Origin of the sequence: Bradyrhizobium sp. PUT101, from assembly GCF_052043945.1 — a bacterium.
In the GTDB taxonomy this organism is placed as follows: Bacteria; Pseudomonadota; Alphaproteobacteria; order Rhizobiales; family Xanthobacteraceae; genus Bradyrhizobium.
Genome location: NZ_CP197207.1, coordinates 398,626 through 416,206 on the forward strand (window position 1 = coordinate 398,626; position 17,581 = coordinate 416,206).

Consider the following 17,581-nt stretch of genomic DNA (forward strand, 5'->3'; position numbering starts at 1 on the left):
TTCTTCGTGCGGCGCGGCCAAAAACGTGGATGGCCGGGACAAGCCCGGCCATGACGAATGTGGCGACGTTTTCGCGCTAAACGTCTCGAGTCGGGGGTGGCGCGTTAGGCGGCGCGCACGCCGGCCAGGAACGTGCCGACCTCGCCGGAGAGCTGCTCGGCCTGCTTGGAGAGGTTCGAGGCTGCAGCGAGCACCATGCCGGCGGCGTTGCCGGTCTCGTTGGCGGCGGTGGAGACGACGCCGATATTGGTGGTGACCTCCTTGGTCGCCTCCGCCGTCTGCGAGACGCTGCGGGCGATCTCGGCGGTGGCGGCGCCTTGCTCCTCGATGGCGGCGCCGATCGAGGTCGCGATGCGGCTGACTTCCTCGATGGTGGCGGTGATGCCGCCGATCGCATCCACCGCTTCCTTGGTCGCGCCCTGGATCTGGGCGATCTTGTCGCCGATCTCGCGGGTGGCTTCCGCAGTCTGGCTTGCCAGCGACTTCACCTCGGAGGCGACGACCGCAAAGCCGCGGCCGGCTTCGCCGGCGCGCGCCGCCTCGATGGTGGCGTTGAGCGCGAGCAGATTGGTCTGGGCCGCGATGCTGGAGATCAGCTCGGCGACGTGCTCGATCTGCTGGGCGCCGTCGGACAATGCGCGCACGATGGTGTCGGTGCGGCGGGCACTGTCCACGGCGCGGCCGGTGACCTCGGCGGATTGCGCGACCTGACGGCTGATCTCGGTGATGGAGGAGGAGAGCTCTTCGGCGGCGGCCGCGACGGTCTGGACGCGCTGGCTGGCCTCGGTGGCGGCGGAGCCGACCACGGCGGCACGGCGGTTGGTGCCTTCGGCGGTCGAGGACATCGACTTGGCGGTGGCCTCGAGCTCACCGGAGCCGGAGGCCATCAGGCCGACGAGCTGGCCGACGGAGGCATCGAAGCGGTCGGCAAGCGCGATCAGGGCCTCGCGCTTCTCCTGCTCGGTGCGCGTCTTGGTGGCGACCTGTTCGGCCTCCAGCGCCCGCGCCGTCAGTGCCGTCTGGCGCAGGATCTCGAGGGTCTCGGCCATGCGTCCGATCTCGTCGCCGCGATCGGTCTCCTCGACCTGCTTGTCGATGGCGCCTTCGGAAATCTCCTGCATACGATTCTTCTGGCGCTCGAGCGCGCCGAGCACGTCGCGGGCGATCAGCCAGGACAGCGTCGCCATCAGCAGCATCAGTCCGATGCCGATCGCGCCGAGCTCCAGCGTCAGCGCGCGCACATCGGCGTCGATGTCGTCGACATAGAGGCCGTAGCTGATGGTCACGTTCCAGGGCGCAAATTTGCGCGCGAACACGGTCTTGCGGACCGGCTCGGTCTGGCCGGGGCGGGGATAGAGATAGGATGTCACGCCGCCCTGCGCGGTCTCGCTGCCGGCCTTGATGATGGCGTCGGCGATCAGCACGCCGTTGGAATCCTTGGCGCCGGTGATCTTGCCTTCGAGCTTCTGATTGGCGCCGTTCACGACCAGGGAGGTGTCCTGATTATAGACCACCGGATAACCTTGGCCGCCGTCGAAGCTCATGCGGCGGCCACGCTGGTGGAACAGGGCCTTAGCGTCGGCCGGCGTCAGCTTGCCGGCGGTCACTTCGTCCTGGAGCGATTGGGCGTAGTTGAAGAGGAGCTCCACGGCGGTCCGCATCTGCTGGACGCGGTCCTCCATCATGCGGCTCTTGCTGAGCACGGCCGATACACCGATGATGGCCGTGACTGTGAGAGCCGCAAGACAAACCATGCTGGCAAGCTTGGTGCGGATCTTCAAATGGCTCAGCAGCTTCATCACAGCCCCTACGGAATGGTTGTTGTTGCTCGCATGGGTAGCATGAAGTTCTTACCAATCGTGAACACGCGCGCGCAGAACCGCGCCGCGCGAAAGCTGCCGTGCGGTCTTATGCGCAAGCCTGCAACCAAACCGACGACAGGTCTCGGTGCAGGCCAATGCGGATGGCGGAGAGAATTGGTTTTTCGCTTTGGCGGTCGGCCAGCCTGGCAGGAGCGCTCATGAACCGATTCGTTCACCGAATCATCATGTCCGTGCTGCTCGTGGCGGTCCTCGTTCTCATCTGGAACGTGCTGGGGGCGCGCTGACCGGCACCGGCAGATCCGCCGGTGCCGTCTTACTTTCAGGTTAACCGGCGAAGCGCGTCAGCGCCGCGCATAGGCGCCGCCGCCTGCGTCGCTCTCCTTGCCCATCGCGGCATCGACGCTCACCGAGCCGCCGCCGGCCGCCGAGAGATAGAGACAGGCGAAGCAGAACAGGATCGCGGCGGTGCCGCCGTTCAGCAGCGGCAGGAACACCGGCGTCTCGCCCTTGAACATGTGGCCCATGAAGTAGGCGAAGGCCATTTCACCCGATAGGATGAACGCGGTGAGCCGGGTGAACAGGCCGAGCATCAGGAGCGCGCCGAGCACGAGCTCGATCGCTCCGGCCGTCCAGATCAGCGGCGGGATGTTGGCGAAGTAGGGAAGCACCGGAAACTTGAACAGCTTGGCGACGCCATACTGGAACAGCAAGAGGCCGGTGACGAAGCGAAACAGGCTCAGAATAACCGGTTGAAAGCGAGTGAGATAAGGAAAGTCCATTGGTTTGCCCTCCATCCAATGCTGCGACTTGGACCGCATTCGGTTTCGTCTCGCAAGCCACCCGGGATCAATTCCGTGCTGACATTTTTGTCATGTCGGACAAAACACCGCAGGCCCGGCTTTCAGCCGCGCGCGATCCGCTTTTTTGCGTATGTTCGTCTCGCGCCCGTACGTAATAGCCCGGTGATGCCAAGGGATGCAGGTTACGTCGGGGAGACCTACTCCCGCAAGGCGGGGACGATCAGGAATGGAATCATTCCGAGAATCACGCTCGCAAGTGAGAAGACCAGCAGGAGATTGTAGCCGTGCGTTGCATCGTGAATCAGACCGCCGCTCCATGAGCCGAAGGCCGAGCCCAAGCCGCTGCCGATCGAGATGGTGCCGAAGATGGTGCCGACGCGCTTGCCGCGAAAGATCTTCATCGCGGTTGCGGTGATCAGCGGCCCGCGGGAGCCCATCATGCTGCCGAAGCAGACGACAAAACCGGTGAGCAGGATGACGTTCGGATAGTACTGCAGCAGCCAGAGCAGAACGATGCCGAGAATCGAGATCGCGTAGCTGAGCAGCACCGACGGCCGGCGTCCGATCAGGCCGTCGAGCGCCGAGACCCCCAGCATGCCGAACACCAGAACGACGCCGGAGAAGCCCCAGGCGGTCGCAGCCTGGAGCGGCGGAAATCCGGCGTCGATCAAATAGGCCACGATCTGCGCCGCGATGGAATACATGCCGACTGCGGTGAAGAAGAAGGTCGAGAACAGCGCCCAGAAGGCATGATGACGCATCGCGCTCACAAGGGTCCAGCCGCTGTCGACGAAATCCGGATCGCTCTTCTTGGTGACGTGCGGTGAGCCGGCCGCGAACATGCGCCAGGGCAGGAGCAGCAGCGGCACCAGCAGCCCGAGCGCGGCGAGGCCGTAGACCTGATAGGTTTCGCGCCAGCCGAGATGATCGATCAGAAGCTGCGAGGCCGGAAGCAATGCCAGCACGCCGCCGCCCATCGCCGAATAGACCACGGCCATGGCGGTCGGCAGTCGCGGTCCGAACCAGCGGCCGAGCAGCATCGAGTTGGGCACATTGCCGATGAAGGCAACGCCGATGCCGACGCAGATGCCGATCGACAGCTGGAATTGCCAGAGGGCTTGCGCATGGCTCGCGATCAGAAAGGCCGAACCGAGCAGGAGCAGCCCGAGCGCATAGACGATACGCGGTCCGGAATGATCGAACAGGCGCCCGACCAGCGGTGCGGTCAGCCCGCTGACGAGCCAGGTCAGTGAATAAATCGAGACGACCTGGGCGCGATCCCAGCCGAAGTTTTCGGAGATCGGCTTGAGGAAGACGGTAAAGCTCTCGCTGAGCCCGCGCCCAAGAACCGCCAGCGTAAAGCACAGGCCGAGCACGACGAGAGCGGTGCGCACCGCGTTCGGCCTGGTGCTTCCGGCTTGTTCCTTGCTCGCTTCCCTGGTCGTGTTCTGGTCCATTGCCGGTCAGGAGGCGCGCTTCGGCGCGACCTGACAAGCAGTGAAAAGCTCATACGCCTATGCAGGCTTGATGAGCACGTGCTTCTTCTTACCGAAGGACAGCTTGATCACGCCTTCCGGCGTCAGATTGCCCGCTGTCAGGGCCATCTTCTCGTCGGCAATTGGCGCGTCGTTGACGCGCAGGCCGCCGCCCTTGATCTGCCGTCGGGCTTCGCCGTTGGAGGCAACGAGGCCTGCCTTGACGAAGGCGTTGAGCACGCCGAGGCCGGCGTCCAGCTCGCTACGCGGAATTTCCACGGTCGGCAGGCTTTCGGCGAGCGCGCCTTCCTCGAAGGTGCGGCGCGCGGTCTCCGCTGCTTCGTTCGCGGCGTCGCGGCCGTGCAGCAGCGCGGTCGCTTCGGTCGCGAGCACCTTCTTGGCCTCGTTGATCTCCGAGCCGCCGAGCGCCTCGAGCTTCTTGATCTCGGCGATCGGCAGCGTCGTGAACAGCTTCAGGAACTTGCCGACGTCGGCGTCCTCGGTGTTGCGCCAGTACTGCCAGAAATCGTAAGGGCTGAACTGGTCGGCATTGAGCCAGACCGCGCCTTGCGCGGTCTTGCCCATCTTGGCGCCCGACGCGGTCGTCAGCAGCGGTGTCGTCAGCGCGAACAGCTGGTGGGTGCCCATGCGACGGCCGAGATCGACGCCCATGATGATGTTGCCCCATTGGTCGGACCCGCCCATCTGGAGGTGGCAGCCCGTGCGCTTGGCCAGTTCGACGAAGTCGTAGGCCTGGCAGACCATGTAGTTGAATTCGATGAAGCTCATCTCCTGCTCGCGCTCGAGACGTAGCCGCACGGAGTCCATGGTCAGCATGCGGTTGACCGAGAAATGCCGGCCGACATCGCGCAGCATCTCGATCCAGTTCAGCCTGGTCAGCCACTCCGCATTGTCGAGCATGATGGCGTCGCTCTTGCCCTCGCCATAACGCAGCACCTTTGCGAACACACCGCGGATCGATTCCTTGTTGGCCTCGATCTCGGCGACGGTGCGCATCGCGCGCGTCTCGTCCTTGCCGGAGGGATCGCCCACCATGGTGGTGCCGCCGCCCATCAGCGTGATCGGCTTGTTGCCGGATTGCTGGAGCCAGTGCAGCATCATCATGGTCAGGTAATTGCCGATGTGCAGCGAGCGGGCGGTGCAATCGTAGCCGACATAGGCGATGGCTTCGCCCTTGGCGGCAAGCGCATCCAGCCCCTCGAAATCGGAGCACTGGTGGATGAATCCTCGTTCCTGCAGGATATTGAGGAAATCCGATTTAAATGCAGTCATCTGTCGGCGTGCCTGACAATTCTTGGTTTACTGTTTTGGGGGCAATTTAAGGGTCTTCCGCGGGAACCCGATGACCGCCCGCCACTTGGCGCGTTGGCATTATAAGATGTGTCCCTCTGGCACAAGATCGGCACGCCAGGGCGGGTCTTTTGAGGACGCTGATTCCATGATGTTGACGGCACTCGGTCTGATGAGCGGCACCTCGCTGGACGGGGTGGATGTCGCGCTGATCGAAACCGACGGAAAACAGGTGAAGGCGTTCGGGCCATCCGGTTACCGGCCGTACAGCCCGGCCGAGCGCAACCTGCTGCGCCAGGCGCTGAGCGAGGCCGTGCATCTGCAGCAACGCGACGCCCGCCCGGGCATTCTGGCCGATGCCGAGCGCGCGGTGACGCGGGCCCATGCCGAGGCAGTCACTGCCTTCCTCGCCCAGAACCGCATGAGACCGGAGGACATCGACATCGTCGGCTTCCACGGCCAGACCGTGCTGCACCGGCCCGAAAAACGGCTGACGGTGCAGATTGGCGACGCGCCGGCCCTGGCCAGGGCCATCCATATCCCCGTGATGCATGATTTCCGCGCCGCCGACGTCGAGGCCGGCGGGCAGGGCGCGCCCTTCGTGCCGGTCTACCACCGCGCGCTCGCCCACTCGCTGGAGCGCGAGGCGCCGATCGTCGTGGTCAATATCGGCGGGGTCTCCAACATCACCTATATCGATGGCAACGATACGTTGATCGCCTGCGACACGGGTCCCGGCAATGCGCTGCTGGACGATTTCATGTACCGCACCATGAACCAGGCGTTCGATGCCGAGGGCAAATTCGCAGCGCTCGGCAAGGTGGATGAAGCCTGGATCGCGCGGGCGCTGGAGCTGCCGTTCTTCGCGCTGCCGCCGCCGAAATCGCTCGACCGCAACGATTTTGCCGCCCTGAAGCTCGGCGACGTCGCGCCGGCCGACGGTGCCGCGACGCTGACTGCCTTCACCGCGGCGGCGATCGCCCGGGTCATTCCGCTGTTGCCGCGGCGGCCGCGCAGCTGGATCGTCTGCGGCGGCGGCGCCCGCAACCTCACCATGCTGCGGATGCTGCGCGAGCGGGTGGGCTCGGCCACCGTCGAGGCCGCCGAGACGCTCGGCTGGGCCTCCGACGCCATCGAGGCGCAAGCCTTCGGCTTTCTCGCCGCCCGCGGCCTGAAGGGCCTGCCGCTGTCCTATCCTTCCACCACGGGCGTGCCGATGCCGATGACCGGCGGGATCATGGCGCGGCCCTGAGATCACGGCTGATTAATGCAGGTGCATTGATCTTGACAGGTGCATGCAAATGCATCTACATTGGATGCAGTTGCATCTAACTGCCGGGATCATCGCCATGACCGCCTCGCTCAAACTGATCAGCCACAAGCTTTGTCCCTATGTGCAGCGCGCGGTGATCGCGCTGAAAGAGAAGGGCGTGCCGTTCGAGCGGATCGACATCGATCTCGCCAGCAAGCCCGACTGGTTTCTGAAGCTGTCGCCGCTCGGCAAGGTGCCGGTGCTTGTGGTCACGACGGAGAAGGGCGAGGTCGCGCTGTTCGAGAGCAACGTCATCTGCGAATACATCGAGGAGATACAAGGTGGCGCGAAGCTGCATCCGGCTGATGCTTTGGAGCGTGCCGAGCACCGCGCCTGGATGGAGTTCGGCTCGGCGATCCTCGGTGATCTCTGGGGCCTGGAAACCACGAGCGATCCGGCGACCTTCGAAAGCAAGCGCCATGCGCTCGCGGCGAAATTTGCGCGCGTCGAGGCCGCGCTCGGCACAGGTCCATTCTTTGCCGGCGACGCGTTCAGTCTCGTTGACGCCGTGTTCGCGCCGATCTTCCGCTATTTCGATCTGTTCGACGAACTGACCGAGCACGGCATCTTCCGCGATGTGCCGAAGGTCCGTGCGTGGCGCGCCGAGCTCGCGAAACGTCCGAGCGTGCGCAGCGCGGTCGGCGCGGACTATCCGCAATTGCTGCGCGCCTTCCTCCTGCGCCACGATGCGCATCTGCTCAAGCTTGCGGCCTGAGCGCGCGCCATGTCTCCGTCGTTGGCTTGGGCCATGCTCGTAATCGCAGGCCTGCTCGACGTCGGCTGGGCGATCGCGATGAAATATGCGGAAGGGTATACGCGGCCCGGCTGGAGCATCGCGTCGCTCGTGCTGCTCGCTGCCTTCGTCTTCCTGCTGGGACGCGCCTTGAAGGTGCTCGAGGTCGGCGTGGCCTATTCGGTGTGGACCGGCATTGGCGCCGCCGGCACCTTCCTGATGGGCGTGGTGCTGTTCGGCGAGTCCTTGAGCGCGATGAAGCTTGCGGGCATCGCGCTCGTCTTGATGGGGATCGTCGCGCTCAAGCTCGCTTGAGCTGCACCCTTCACCGCACGTTGGCGAGACGCATGTCCAGATACGCCGTGATGGTTTCCATCAGCGGCTCGAGCTTGGCGTCGAAGAAATGGTTGGCGCCGGGGATGATCTGCTGATCGATCACGATGCCCTTCTGCGTCTTCAGCTTCTCGACCAGCGTATTGACGTCCTTCGGCGGCACCACCGCGTCCTTCTCGCCATGCACGATCAGCCCCGACGAGGGGCAGGGCGCGAGGAACGAGAAGTCGTAGAGGTTCGCGGGCGGCGCGATCGAGATGAAGCCCTCGACCTCGGGACGGCGCATCAGCAGCTGCATGCCGATCCAGGCGCCGAAGGAGAAGCCGGCGACCCAGCAGGCGCGCGCTTCGGGATTGATGGTCTGCGCCCAGTCGAGCGCGGCGGCCGCATCCGACAACTCGCCGGTGCCGTGGTCGAACGAGCCCTGGCTGCGGCCGACGCCGCGGAAATTGAAGCGCAGCACCGAGAAGCCGCGATGCGCGAAGGCGTAGTAGCACTGGTACACGATCTGGTGATTCATCGTGCCGTGGAACTGCGGATGCGGATGCAGGATCATAGCGATCGGCGCGTTCTTCTGCTTGGCCGGGTGATAGCGGCCTTCGAGGCGGCCAGCAGGGCCGGTAAAAATGACTTCGGGCATCGGTGATCTCTTGATTGATTCCCTGGAGAGATGATCCCTAGCAATCAACCGATTATGGCTTCATCGGCAGATGCCGACGGAAGCGCGAATGAAGGGTGAGAAGGCGCGCCTTGCGGTGATGCGCTGAGAGCGCGCGGTGACTTGACGGTGCGCGTTCTAACATAGGCTGAGGGTCAAAAAGCAAGCATCTTGAACATCAGCCAATCGGTTCAAGGCGTTAGCCTGTCATGAGCGCGTCACGCCGGGCCGCTCATTCGGAATCGGGTTGCCAAGTGCGTGCCCGCGGCCCATGTCGGGACGACGCGAAAGCCCTCTGCGACGTAAGGTAATATCCTACTCAATGCGAGCCCGGGTCTATCTCGATTGGAACGCGACCACGCCGCTCCGCCCGGAAGCGCGGGCTGCGATTCTGGCTGCATACGACTTGATCGGTAATCCATCCTCGGTCCATGCCGAAGGGCGGGAGGCGCGACGGCGGGTCGAGGATGCCCGCGCCGTGCTTGCCGCGGCGGTCGGTGCGCTACCGCGGAACGTCGTCTTCACCTCCGCTGGAACCGAGGCCAATGCGCTGGCGCTCTCGCCGGATCTGCGGGAGCCGTCCGGCGCCCCTGTCGAGCGGCTGCTGGTCTCGGCGGTCGAGCATGCTTCGGTGCTGGCCGGCGGCCGGTTCCCGGCAGACAAGATCGGTCTGATCCAGGTCACGCGTTCCGGCGTGGTCGACCTTGAGGACCTGAGGGTACGGCTCAAGGACGGCCCGCCGGCCCTGGTCTCGATCATGGCCGCCAACAACGAGACCGGCGCGCTCCAGCCCGTCGCTGAGGCCGCAAGCATCGTCCACGAGGCCGGCGGCCTTCTGCACGTCGATGCGATCCAGGCGTTGGCCAAATTCCCGTTCGATATCAAATCAGTAGGCGCCGACCTTGCCACCTTTTCTGCGCACAAGATCGGCGGCCCCAAGGGGGTCGGCGCACTGGTGATGGCCGAGGGGATAGCCGGTCTGGAGCCGGTGCTGCGTGGCGGCGGGCAGGAGCTCAACCGTCGGGCCGGAACCGAGAACGTCGCTGGGATCGCCGGCTTCGGGGCAGCGGTGAAGGCCGCGCTTCAGGCTCTGCCGGAGGATGTGAAGCGAATGGCAACCCTCAGGGATCGCTTGGAAAATGGCCTGCACGGAATTGCCGGAGCGACGGTCTTTGCGGACGACGTGGAGCGCTTGCCGAACACCGTGCTCTTCACCGCGCCAGGCATGAAGGCCGAAACCGCCGTGATCGGCTTCGATCTGGAGGGCATCGCCGTCTCCTCCGGCTCCGCCTGCTCCTCCGGCAAGGTCCAGCCGTCCCACGTCCTGTCTGCCATGGGCTACGACCCCTCGGTCGCCCAGGGAGCGGTGCGCCTCAGTCTGGGCTGGTCCACGGAGCCAGATGACATCAATAGGGCGTTAGAGGCTTGGCGAAAGCTTGGTAATACCCTACTTAAGGGCTAAGCGACGAAACACGGCTCGAACGGTTCTAAGCCCGTGCTTTCCGCAGAGAAATATCGTAATACTCGACCGAGTTTGATCCACCGCGGTCCTTGAAACCGCGAGCGGAGGATGAAATGCCAGCCGTACAAGAGACGGTCGAGCGCGTGAAGCGCATCGACGTCGACCAGTATCGTTATGGGTTTGAGACCCTGATCGAGTCCGACAAGGCCCCCAAGGGGCTGTCGGAAGAAACCGTCAAGTTCATCTCCGAGAAGAAGAACGAGCCCGCCTGGATGCTGCAGTGGCGGCTGGAAGCCTATCGGCGCTGGCTGACCATGACTGAGCCGACCTGGGCCCGTGTCGACTATCCCAAGATCGACTTCCAGGACCTCTATTACTATTCGGCGCCGAAGCCGAAGAAGACGGTGTCCTCGCTCGACGAGATCGATCCGGAGATCCTGAAGACGTACGAGAAGCTCGGCATCCCCTTGCGGGAAGTCGCCATGCTCGAAGGCGTCGAGCCGAAGGTCGGCGAGGAAGACCCGGCCCGCCGCAAGATCGCGGTCGATGCCGTCTTCGATTCGGTGTCGGTTGCGACCACGTTCAAGGCCGAGTTGAAGAAGGCCGGCGTGATCTTCATGCCGATCTCGGAGGCGATCCGCGAGCACCCTGAATTGGTGCAGAAATATCTCGGCTCCGTGGTTCCGACCTCGGACAATTTCTACGCGACGCTGAACTCGGCGGTGTTCTCCGACGGCTCGTTCGTCTACGTGCCGCCGGGCGTGCGCTGCCCGATGGAGCTGTCGACCTATTTCCGCATCAACGAGCGCAACACCGGCCAGTTCGAGCGCACGCTGATCATCGCCGACAAGGGCTCCTACGTCTCCTATCTCGAAGGCTGCACCGCGCCGCAGCGCGACGAGAACCAGCTGCACGCCGCCGTGGTCGAGCTCGTCGCGCATGACGACGCCGAGATCAAATATTCGACGGTGCAGAACTGGTATCCCGGCAATTCGGAAGGCAAGGGCGGCATCTACAATTTCGTCACCAAGCGTGGCGACTGCCGCGGCAACAATTCCAAGATCTCCTGGACCCAGGTCGAGACCGGCTCTGCCATCACCTGGAAATATCCGAGCTGCATCCTGCGCGGCGACAATTCCCGCGGCGAGTTCTACTCGATCGCGATCTCGAACGGCTATCAGCAGGTCGATAGCGGCACCAAGATGATCCATCTCGGCAAGAACACGACGAGCCGGATCATCTCCAAGGGCATCGCCGCCGGCAAGTCGCAGAACACCTATCGTGGACTGGTGACGGCACACCGCAAGGCAACCGGCGCGCGCAACTTCACGGCCTGCGATTCGCTGCTGATCGGCGACAAATGCGGCGCGCACACCGTGCCGTACATCGAGGCGAAGAACTCGTCGGCGACATTCGAGCACGAGGCGACGACCTCGAAGATCTCCGAGGACGTGCTGTTCTACTGCATCCAGCGCGGGCTTTCGCAGGAGGAGGCTGTCGGCCTCGTCGTCAACGGCTTCGTCAAGGACGTGCTGCAGCAGCTGCCGATGGAATTCGCGGTGGAAGCGCAGAAGCTGATCTCGATCTCGCTCGAAGGATCGGTCGGCTAGGTCCGGCCTCATCCTGAGGAGGCCGCGCAAGCGGCCGTCTCGAAGGATGGATTTCGGAAAGATTGGTGGCCTCAGTCCTTCGAGACGCGCCTGCGGCGCTCCTCAGGATGAGGAGATAGATGGAAACAAGACAATGGCTTTGCTTGAAGTGAAAGACCTCAAGGTTCGTGTCGAGGAGCGTGAAATCCTCCACGGGCTGACGCTGACCGTGAACGAGGGCGAGGTGCACGCGATCATGGGGCCGAACGGCTCCGGCAAGTCGACGCTCTCCCACGTCATCGCCGGCAAGCCCGGATATGAAGTCACCGACGGCCAGATCCTGTTCAAGGGGGAGGACCTGCTGGAGATGGCGCCGGAGGAGCGCGCCGCGAAGGGCGTGTTCCTGGCGTTCCAGTATCCGGTCGAAATTCCCGGCGTTGCCACCATGACCTTCCTGCGCACCGCGCTCAACGCGCAACGCAAGGCGCGCGGCGAGAGCGAATATTCGACGCCCGATTTTCTCAAGAAGGTGCGTGAAGTCTCGAAGTCGCTGAACATTCCGCAGGACATGCTCAAGCGCGGTGTCAATGTCGGCTTCTCAGGCGGCGAGAAGAAGCGCAATGAGGTGCTGCAGATGGCGCTGTTCGAGCCGAGTCTGTGCATCCTCGACGAGATGGATTCCGGCCTCGACATCGACGCGCTGCGCATTGCGGCCGACGGCGTCAACGCGCTGCGCTCGCCCAAGCGCGCGATGGTCGTCATCACCCACTATCAGCGGCTGCTGAACTACATCGTGCCCGACGTCGTGCATGTGATGTCGAGGGGCCGCGTCGTGAAGAGCGGCGGCAAGGAGCTGGCGCTGGAGCTGGAAGCGTCCGGCTACGCCCAGTTCGAGGCCGCGTAAGGATTGGTTGCAATGAACGTTGCTGTGGCAAAGACCGGAAGCGGCCGCGCGGTGAGCGATCTCTTCGCCAGCGCAGAAGGCCGCTTGCCGGGATCGCCTGATGTGATCGCGGCGCGCCGCGAGGCGTTCGAGAGCTATGAGCGTCTCGGCCTGCCGCACCGCCGGATCGAGGAATGGAAATACACCGACCTGCGCGCGCTGGTCGGCGAGGTGCTGCCGCTGGCAGCCGCGCCCGATGCGGCCGCGCTGAAGCGCGCCGCGGACGTGGTGAAGGCGCATGCGATCGAAGGCGCCCGCAAGCTGGTGCTGGTCGACGGCGTGTTCGCGGCCGATCTATCCGACGTGAAGGCGCTGGTTTCAGAAGCGGGTGTCAAGACGCTGCGCGAGATCCTGGACAACGGGGCCAACCCGGTCGCTGGCGATCTCCTCCGGACCACCTCGACCGATGCAGTGATCTCGCTCAATGCAGCCATGGCGACGGATGGGGTGGTCGTCACGATCGCCGACGGCGTGCAACTGGCCGCGCCGATCCAAATCATCCATGTTGCGACGGCGGCTGGCGCGTCCGCGTTCACCCGCTCGCATCTGCGAATTGGCAAAGGTGCTCGTGCCACGATCATCGAGACATTCGTCGCGGCCGGAAAGGCAGGCGGCTATCAGGTCAACGATGCGGTGATCCTCTGGATCGGCGATGACGCCGATGTCGCGCACATCCGTCTGATGGACGACGCGCCCGATGCGGTGAACATCACCTCGCAATTCGTCACCGTCGGTGCCAACACCAAGCTCAATTTTTTCAACATGACCAGCGGTGCCGCGGTCAGCCGGCTGCAGGGCTTCATCACGCTGGCGGGCGAGGGCAGCGAGCTCTCCATCAATGGCGTGAACCTGTTGCAGAAGACCGAGCACGGCGACACCACGCTGGTGGTCGACCATGCCGTTCCGAACTGCGTCAGCCGCGAGATCTTCCGCGCCGTGATCGACGACCGCGCCCATTCGGTGTTCCAGGGCCGCATCATCGTCCGCCCCGACGCGCAGAAGACCGACGGCAAGATGATGACGCGCGCGCTGCTGCTCTCGGACGAAGCCGAGGCCGACAACAAGCCCGAGCTCGAGATCTTTGCCGACGACGTCTCCTGCGGCCACGGCGCCACCGCCGGCGCGCTGGACGACAGCCTGCTATTCTATCTCAAGGCGCGCGGCCTGCCGGAGAAGCAGGCCCAGGCGCTGCTGATCCAGGCCTTCGTGGGCGAGGCGATCGAGCAGATCGCCGATGACGGCTTGCGCGAGCATGTGATCGGCATCGCCGAGCGCTGGCTGGAGCGGCGATCATGAGCACGCATCCGGCGGTCAAGAACGGCGCTTATGACGTCGCGCGCGTGCGCCAGGATTTCCCGGCGCTCGCTTTGCAGGTCTACGGCAAGAAGCTGGTCTATCTCGACAACGCGGCATCCGCGCAGAAGCCGCAGTCGGTGCTCGACCGCATGACGCAGGCCTATACGAGCGAATACGCCAACGTGCATCGCGGCCTGCACTACCTCGCCAATGCGGCGACGGAGGCCTATGAGGGCGGCCGCACCAAGGTCGCGCAGTTCATCAACGCCCCCCGAACCGAAGAAGTGATCTTCACCCGCAACGCGACGGAGGCGATCAACTTGGTCGCCTCGTCCTGGGGCGGGCCGAACATCGGGGAAGGCGACGAGGTCGTCCTCTCGATCATGGAGCACCACTCCAACATCGTGCCGTGGCACTTCCTCAGGGAACGCCAGGGTGCCGTGATCAAATGGGCGCCGGTCGACGACGAGGGCAATTTCCTCATCGACGAGTTCGAGAAGCTGCTCACGGCCAAGACCAAGCTGGTCGCGATCACCCAGATGTCGAACGCGCTCGGCACCATCGTGCCGGTCAAGGACGTCGTCAAGATCGCCCATGCCCGCGGCATTCCGGTGCTGGTCGACGGCAGCCAGGGCGCGGTGCATCTGCCGGTCGACGTCCAGGATATCGGCTGCGACTTCTATGTCTTCACCGGCCACAAGGTGTACGGGCCGACCGGCATCGGCGTGCTCTGGGCCAAGTACGACCACCTCGTCGCGATGCGCCCCTACAACGGCGGCGGCGAGATGATCCGCGAGGTTTCGCGCGACATCGTCACCTACGGCGACCCGCCGCACAAGTTCGAGGCCGGCACCCCGCCCATCGTCGAGGCCGTCGGCCTAGGCGCCGCCATCGACTATGTCAATTCGATCGGCAAGGAGCGCATCGCCGCCCACGAGCACGATCTCACCACCTATGCCCAGGAGCGCCTGCGCGAGATCAACTCGCTGCGGCTGATCGGCACGGCGAGGGGCAAGGGCCCGGTGATCTCCTTCGAGCTCAAGGGCGCGCATGCCCATGACGTCGCCACCGTGATCGACCGCCAGGGCATCGCGGTGCGCGCCGGCACCCATTGCGTGATGCCGCTTTTAGAGCGGTTCAACGTGACAGCGACATGCCGGGCCTCGTTCGGCATGTATAATACGCGGGAAGAAGTCGATCATCTGGCACAGGCGCTTCTGAAAGCGCGGGATTTGTTCGCATGAGTGACACGGCCGAAATCAAAGCTAGTCCGATGGAGACCCATTCGGCGCTGCCCCCGGAGGAGACCGAGCGTCTGACCACCGAGATCATCGCCGGGCTCAAGACCGTGTTCGATCCGGAGATCCCGGCCGACATCTACGAGCTCGGCCTGATCTACAAGGTCGAGATCAAGGACGACCGCTCGGTCGACGTGCAGATGACGCTGACGACGCCGAACTGTCCGGCCGCCGGCGAACTGCCGACCATGGTCGAGAACGCGGTCGCCAGCGTCCCTGGCGTCGGCGTGGTCGACGTCAAGGTCGTCTGGGAGCCGCCGTGGTCGCCGGAACGCATGAGCGACGAGGCGCGCCTCGTGCTCAACATGTGGTGACGCCACCATCGGCATTGAATTCGCGCCGCAACGGACCACATCATTGATATGACCCAGATAACACCAGTATCCACCCCGAAGCCCCGGCGTCCGCGCCCGCAGGTGATGCGTCTGACGGATGCCGCTGCCCAGCGCATCACCGAGCTGACTCAGCGTGCAGACTCCGAGATCGTGGGCCTCCGCGTCGGCGTGAAGAACGGCGGCTGTGCCGGTCAGTCCTACTCGGTTGAATACGCCCACGAGATCCGGCCGACCGACGAGGTCGTCGAGGACAAGGGCGTCAAGATCCTGGTCGATCCCAAGGCCGTGTTGTTTCTGCTTGGTACCGAGATGGACTACAAGGCCGACAAGATGCAGGCCCAGTTCGTCTTCAACAATCCCAATCAGGTCTCCGCCTGCGGCTGCGGCGAATCGGTCGAGCTGCGGCCGGCCAAGATCGACGGGTAGACCCGGCTCGCGTCTCCAACTCCGCTGTCGTCCTGGCGAAAGCCAGGACCCATACCGCGTGATGCCTCGATCGTGGGAGGTGTCCGTACCACGTGGCGTAACTTCCAGTCTTCGCTAAACTACTCCCTGGGGTAATGTGTCCTGGCTTTCGCCCGGACGACGATGGGGAGGCATCCAGGCATGGACCGCGAATTCCTGATCGACCTGTTCGCCGATTTCGGCCCCGTCACCATCCGCAAGATGTTCTCGGGCTACGGAATCTCCGCCGACGGTGTCAATTTCGCGCTGTCCTTGCGCGCGGGCCTGTTCTTCCGCGCCGATGAGACGACCATTCCGGACTTCGAGGCCGAAGGCTCAAAGCCGTTCCAGTACCAGACGCGCGCCAAGACCGTGATGGTCAACTCCTACTGGGAGCTGCCCGCACGCCTGTTCGACGATTCCGCAGAGCTTGCACAATGGGCGAGGGCCGCGCTCGCCGCCGCCCAGCGCGCCAAGGTGAAGAAGCGGCCGAAGGCGAAGAGGGCGGCGGCGAAGAAAGCGAAACCGAAGAATCCCGTTGCGAAGAAGCGGCCGGCCAGCACCACCGCCAAGAAGGCGGTTGGCACGGTGGGCAAAGCAAAGCGTGCCCGCCGTTCAGGATAGAGATGGTGGGCACGGCGCTGCCCACCTTTTGCCCGCCCTACAAAGAGCCGGTGAAAACCTATGCCACCCGGCTGTGCGTCTCGGCCGCGTATTCCGGGTCGGCTTCGCAGATGACGCGGTTGCGACCGTTGCGCTTGGCGGCGTAGAGGCAGGCATCCGCACGCTCGATCAGCGAGTCGGTGTCGTCGCCCTCCTTGAGCATGGAGACGCCGACGGAGATGGTGACGCGGCCGAGGATCTCGCCGGTCGATTTCTTCTTCAATTCCTTCGCCATCACGGCGCGGCGGATGTGGTCGGCCACCGTGAGAGCCTGGCGCAGCGCGGTGTTGGGCAGCACGACCGCGAATTCCTCCCCGCCATAGCGGGCGGTGATGTCCTGGCCCTTGATGGTCTGCTTCATCGAAAGGCCGACGAGCCGCAGTACCTGGTCGCCGGTGAGATGGCCGTAGGAATCGTTGAACGACTTGAAATGATCGATGTCGAACAGCAGCAGCGACAACGGCTCGCCCGAGGCGAGTGCGCTCTGCACGGCCATGCCGATCATGCGGTCGAAATATTTGCGGTTGCCGAGGCCGGTGAGCGGATCGGTCAGGCTCTCGGCGCGGATCGCTTCCAGGCTCTGCTGGAGATTGCTGATCTCGTTCTTCGACAGCGTGAGCCGGTCTTCCAGCGCCTTGTTGGTCTCGCGCATCTCGCTGGTCGAGCGCAGCAGGGCCTCGACGATTGCCTTGACCTGGTCGCGGTTCCTGGCCGACGACAGTTTCTCGGTCGCGCCCGACAGGTTGGCGTCGTAGGCGCTGGTCATGCCGAGCGCGTCGCCCAAGACGTTCATCACGTCGTCGATCTCGCCGATGACGCGCGCGCCGACCTTGTCGATGCGGTCGGTGGTCTTGATGTGGGAGAGATAGGTCTCGTAGATCTGCTCGAGATCGGCTTCGGTCAGCTTGCCGCTGCGCGCCAGCGTTTCGTTGATGATCTTGTTGAGCGGTGCGTTGTAGCCGGTGGCGTAGACGTACCAGATCTCGTAATTGCGGGGAATTGCCGTCTGCCGGAGCGATCGGATCTGACCGAGCGCCACCTCGGCGAACGCCATCGTGCGTTCGTGTTCATCGAGCACCTTGATCACAGAACATACCCCACAGCGG

General features: G+C 64.1%; 17 protein-coding genes. 11 read left to right on the plus strand and 6 right to left on the minus strand.

What is annotated here, in order from left to right; all coding sequences use genetic code 11:
- Positions 1-104: 104 nt before the first annotated feature.
- The 4 genes from ACSHT2_RS01895 to tyrS all read right to left on the minus strand — a co-directional run bounded on the left by ACSHT2_RS01895 (position 105) and on the right by tyrS (position 5,391).
- Positions 105-1,799: a methyl-accepting chemotaxis protein gene (locus tag ACSHT2_RS01895; RefSeq protein ID WP_440640140.1), complete on the minus strand. Its 1,695-nt coding sequence runs from the start codon at positions 1,797-1,799 to the stop codon at positions 105-107.
- A gap of 365 nt (positions 1,800-2,164) precedes the next feature.
- Entirely contained in the window at positions 2,165-2,602 is a 438-nt protein-coding gene (locus ACSHT2_RS01900) for a DoxX family protein (protein WP_440640141.1), read from the minus strand.
- Positions 2,603-2,820: 218 nt separating this feature from the next.
- Positions 2,821-4,080 (minus strand): MFS transporter, encoded by a 1,260-nt coding sequence (locus tag ACSHT2_RS01905; protein WP_440640142.1) that lies wholly within the window; start codon positions 4,078-4,080, stop codon positions 2,821-2,823.
- A 57-nt stretch (positions 4,081-4,137) separates the two neighbouring features.
- Positions 4,138-5,391, minus strand: a complete 1,254-nt coding sequence (tyrS, locus tag ACSHT2_RS01910) for a tyrosine--tRNA ligase (RefSeq protein WP_440640143.1) — start codon at positions 5,389-5,391, stop codon at positions 4,138-4,140.
- A gap of 166 nt (positions 5,392-5,557) precedes the next feature.
- Between tyrS and ACSHT2_RS01915 the strand changes: the two genes are divergently transcribed.
- From ACSHT2_RS01915 to ACSHT2_RS01925, 3 genes are all read left to right on the plus strand, one after another.
- Positions 5,558-6,661, plus strand: coding sequence for an anhydro-N-acetylmuramic acid kinase (locus ACSHT2_RS01915; protein ID WP_440640144.1), 1,104 nt, complete (start codon positions 5,558-5,560; stop codon positions 6,659-6,661).
- 97 nt (positions 6,662-6,758) lie between these two features.
- Positions 6,759-7,436, plus strand: coding sequence for a glutathione S-transferase family protein (locus ACSHT2_RS01920; protein WP_440640145.1), 678 nt, complete (start codon positions 6,759-6,761; stop codon positions 7,434-7,436).
- 9 nt (positions 7,437-7,445) lie between these two features.
- A complete protein-coding gene (locus ACSHT2_RS01925) occupies positions 7,446-7,769 on the plus strand; it encodes a DMT family transporter (RefSeq protein ID WP_440640146.1) in 324 nt (107 codons plus the stop codon).
- A gap of 10 nt (positions 7,770-7,779) precedes the next feature.
- Here the strand turns inward: ACSHT2_RS01925 and ACSHT2_RS01930 are convergent, their stop codons facing one another.
- Positions 7,780-8,427: an alpha/beta hydrolase gene (locus ACSHT2_RS01930; protein WP_024337874.1), complete on the minus strand. Its 648-nt coding sequence runs from the start codon at positions 8,425-8,427 to the stop codon at positions 7,780-7,782.
- A 340-nt stretch (positions 8,428-8,767) separates the two neighbouring features.
- Here ACSHT2_RS01930 and ACSHT2_RS01935 point away from each other — a divergent pair, with 340 nt between their 5' ends.
- The 8 genes from ACSHT2_RS01935 to ACSHT2_RS01970 all read left to right on the plus strand — a co-directional run bounded on the left by ACSHT2_RS01935 (position 8,768) and on the right by ACSHT2_RS01970 (position 16,436).
- Complete coding sequence (locus ACSHT2_RS01935; RefSeq protein WP_440643023.1) at positions 8,768-9,907, plus strand: cysteine desulfurase family protein; 1,140 nt, start codon at positions 8,768-8,770, stop codon at positions 9,905-9,907.
- A 113-nt stretch (positions 9,908-10,020) separates the two neighbouring features.
- Positions 10,021-11,517 (plus strand): Fe-S cluster assembly protein SufB, encoded by a 1,497-nt coding sequence (gene sufB / locus ACSHT2_RS01940; protein ID WP_440640147.1) that lies wholly within the window; start codon positions 10,021-10,023, stop codon positions 11,515-11,517.
- 133 nt (positions 11,518-11,650) lie between these two features.
- On the plus strand, positions 11,651-12,400 hold the full coding sequence (gene sufC / locus ACSHT2_RS01945; protein WP_035675958.1) for a Fe-S cluster assembly ATPase SufC: 750 nt from the start codon (positions 11,651-11,653) through the stop codon (positions 12,398-12,400).
- Between the two features lie 12 nt (positions 12,401-12,412).
- The gene (gene sufD, locus ACSHT2_RS01950; RefSeq protein ID WP_440640148.1) at positions 12,413-13,735 is read left to right on the plus strand and encodes a Fe-S cluster assembly protein SufD; all 1,323 of its coding nucleotides are present in this window, start codon (positions 12,413-12,415) and stop codon (positions 13,733-13,735) included.
- Positions 13,732-14,979 (plus strand): cysteine desulfurase, encoded by a 1,248-nt coding sequence (locus ACSHT2_RS01955; RefSeq protein WP_440640149.1) that lies wholly within the window; start codon positions 13,732-13,734, stop codon positions 14,977-14,979. Before sufD ends, ACSHT2_RS01955 begins: the two co-directional genes overlap by 4 nt.
- Complete coding sequence (locus tag ACSHT2_RS01960) at positions 14,976-15,347, plus strand: SUF system Fe-S cluster assembly protein (protein ID WP_018323035.1); 372 nt, start codon at positions 14,976-14,978, stop codon at positions 15,345-15,347. The genes ACSHT2_RS01955 and ACSHT2_RS01960 overlap by 4 nt, the downstream gene beginning before the upstream one ends.
- Before the next feature lie 48 nt (positions 15,348-15,395).
- Entirely contained in the window at positions 15,396-15,794 is a 399-nt protein-coding gene (locus ACSHT2_RS01965; RefSeq protein ID WP_028177248.1) for a HesB/IscA family protein, read from the plus strand.
- 180 nt (positions 15,795-15,974) lie between these two features.
- A complete protein-coding gene (locus ACSHT2_RS01970; RefSeq protein WP_440640150.1) occupies positions 15,975-16,436 on the plus strand; it encodes a TfoX/Sxy family protein in 462 nt (153 codons plus the stop codon).
- A 58-nt stretch (positions 16,437-16,494) separates the two neighbouring features.
- Here the strand turns inward: ACSHT2_RS01970 and ACSHT2_RS01975 are convergent, their stop codons facing one another.
- A complete protein-coding gene (locus tag ACSHT2_RS01975; RefSeq protein WP_440640151.1) occupies positions 16,495-17,562 on the minus strand; it encodes a GGDEF domain-containing protein in 1,068 nt (355 codons plus the stop codon).
- Between the last annotated feature and the right edge of the window lie 19 nt (positions 17,563-17,581).

Excerpts from the sequence above, each read along its gene's own strand:
- ACSHT2_RS01970 (WP_440640150.1), top strand. The coding sequence starts at position 15,975 with ATGGACCGCGAATTCCTGATCGACCTGTTCGCCGATTTCGGCCCCGTC.
- ACSHT2_RS01920 (WP_440640145.1), top strand. The coding sequence starts at position 6,759 with ATGACCGCCTCGCTCAAACTGATCAGCCACAAGCTTTGTCCCTATGTG.
- ACSHT2_RS01965 (WP_028177248.1), top strand. The coding sequence starts at position 15,396 with ATGACCCAGATAACACCAGTATCCACCCCGAAGCCCCGGCGTCCGCGC.
- sufD (WP_440640148.1), top strand. The coding sequence starts at position 12,413 with ATGAACGTTGCTGTGGCAAAGACCGGAAGCGGCCGCGCGGTGAGCGAT.
- ACSHT2_RS01915 (WP_440640144.1), top strand. The coding sequence starts at position 5,558 with ATGATGTTGACGGCACTCGGTCTGATGAGCGGCACCTCGCTGGACGGG.
- ACSHT2_RS01960 (WP_018323035.1), top strand. The coding sequence starts at position 14,976 with ATGAGTGACACGGCCGAAATCAAAGCTAGTCCGATGGAGACCCATTCG.
- ACSHT2_RS01935 (WP_440643023.1), top strand. The coding sequence starts at position 8,768 with ATGCGAGCCCGGGTCTATCTCGATTGGAACGCGACCACGCCGCTCCGC.
- ACSHT2_RS01900 (WP_440640141.1), bottom strand. The coding sequence starts at position 2,602 with ATGGACTTTCCTTATCTCACTCGCTTTCAACCGGTTATTCTGAGCCTG.
- sufB (WP_440640147.1), top strand. The coding sequence starts at position 10,021 with ATGCCAGCCGTACAAGAGACGGTCGAGCGCGTGAAGCGCATCGACGTC.
- ACSHT2_RS01895 (WP_440640140.1), bottom strand. The coding sequence starts at position 1,799 with ATGAAGCTGCTGAGCCATTTGAAGATCCGCACCAAGCTTGCCAGCATG.
- ACSHT2_RS01955 (WP_440640149.1), top strand. The coding sequence starts at position 13,732 with ATGAGCACGCATCCGGCGGTCAAGAACGGCGCTTATGACGTCGCGCGC.
- tyrS (WP_440640143.1), bottom strand. The coding sequence starts at position 5,391 with ATGACTGCATTTAAATCGGATTTCCTCAATATCCTGCAGGAACGAGGA.
- ACSHT2_RS01925 (WP_440640146.1), top strand. The coding sequence starts at position 7,446 with ATGTCTCCGTCGTTGGCTTGGGCCATGCTCGTAATCGCAGGCCTGCTC.
- ACSHT2_RS01905 (WP_440640142.1), bottom strand. The coding sequence starts at position 4,080 with ATGGACCAGAACACGACCAGGGAAGCGAGCAAGGAACAAGCCGGAAGC.
- sufC (WP_035675958.1), top strand. The coding sequence starts at position 11,651 with ATGGCTTTGCTTGAAGTGAAAGACCTCAAGGTTCGTGTCGAGGAGCGT.
- ACSHT2_RS01930 (WP_024337874.1), bottom strand. The coding sequence starts at position 8,427 with ATGCCCGAAGTCATTTTTACCGGCCCTGCTGGCCGCCTCGAAGGCCGC.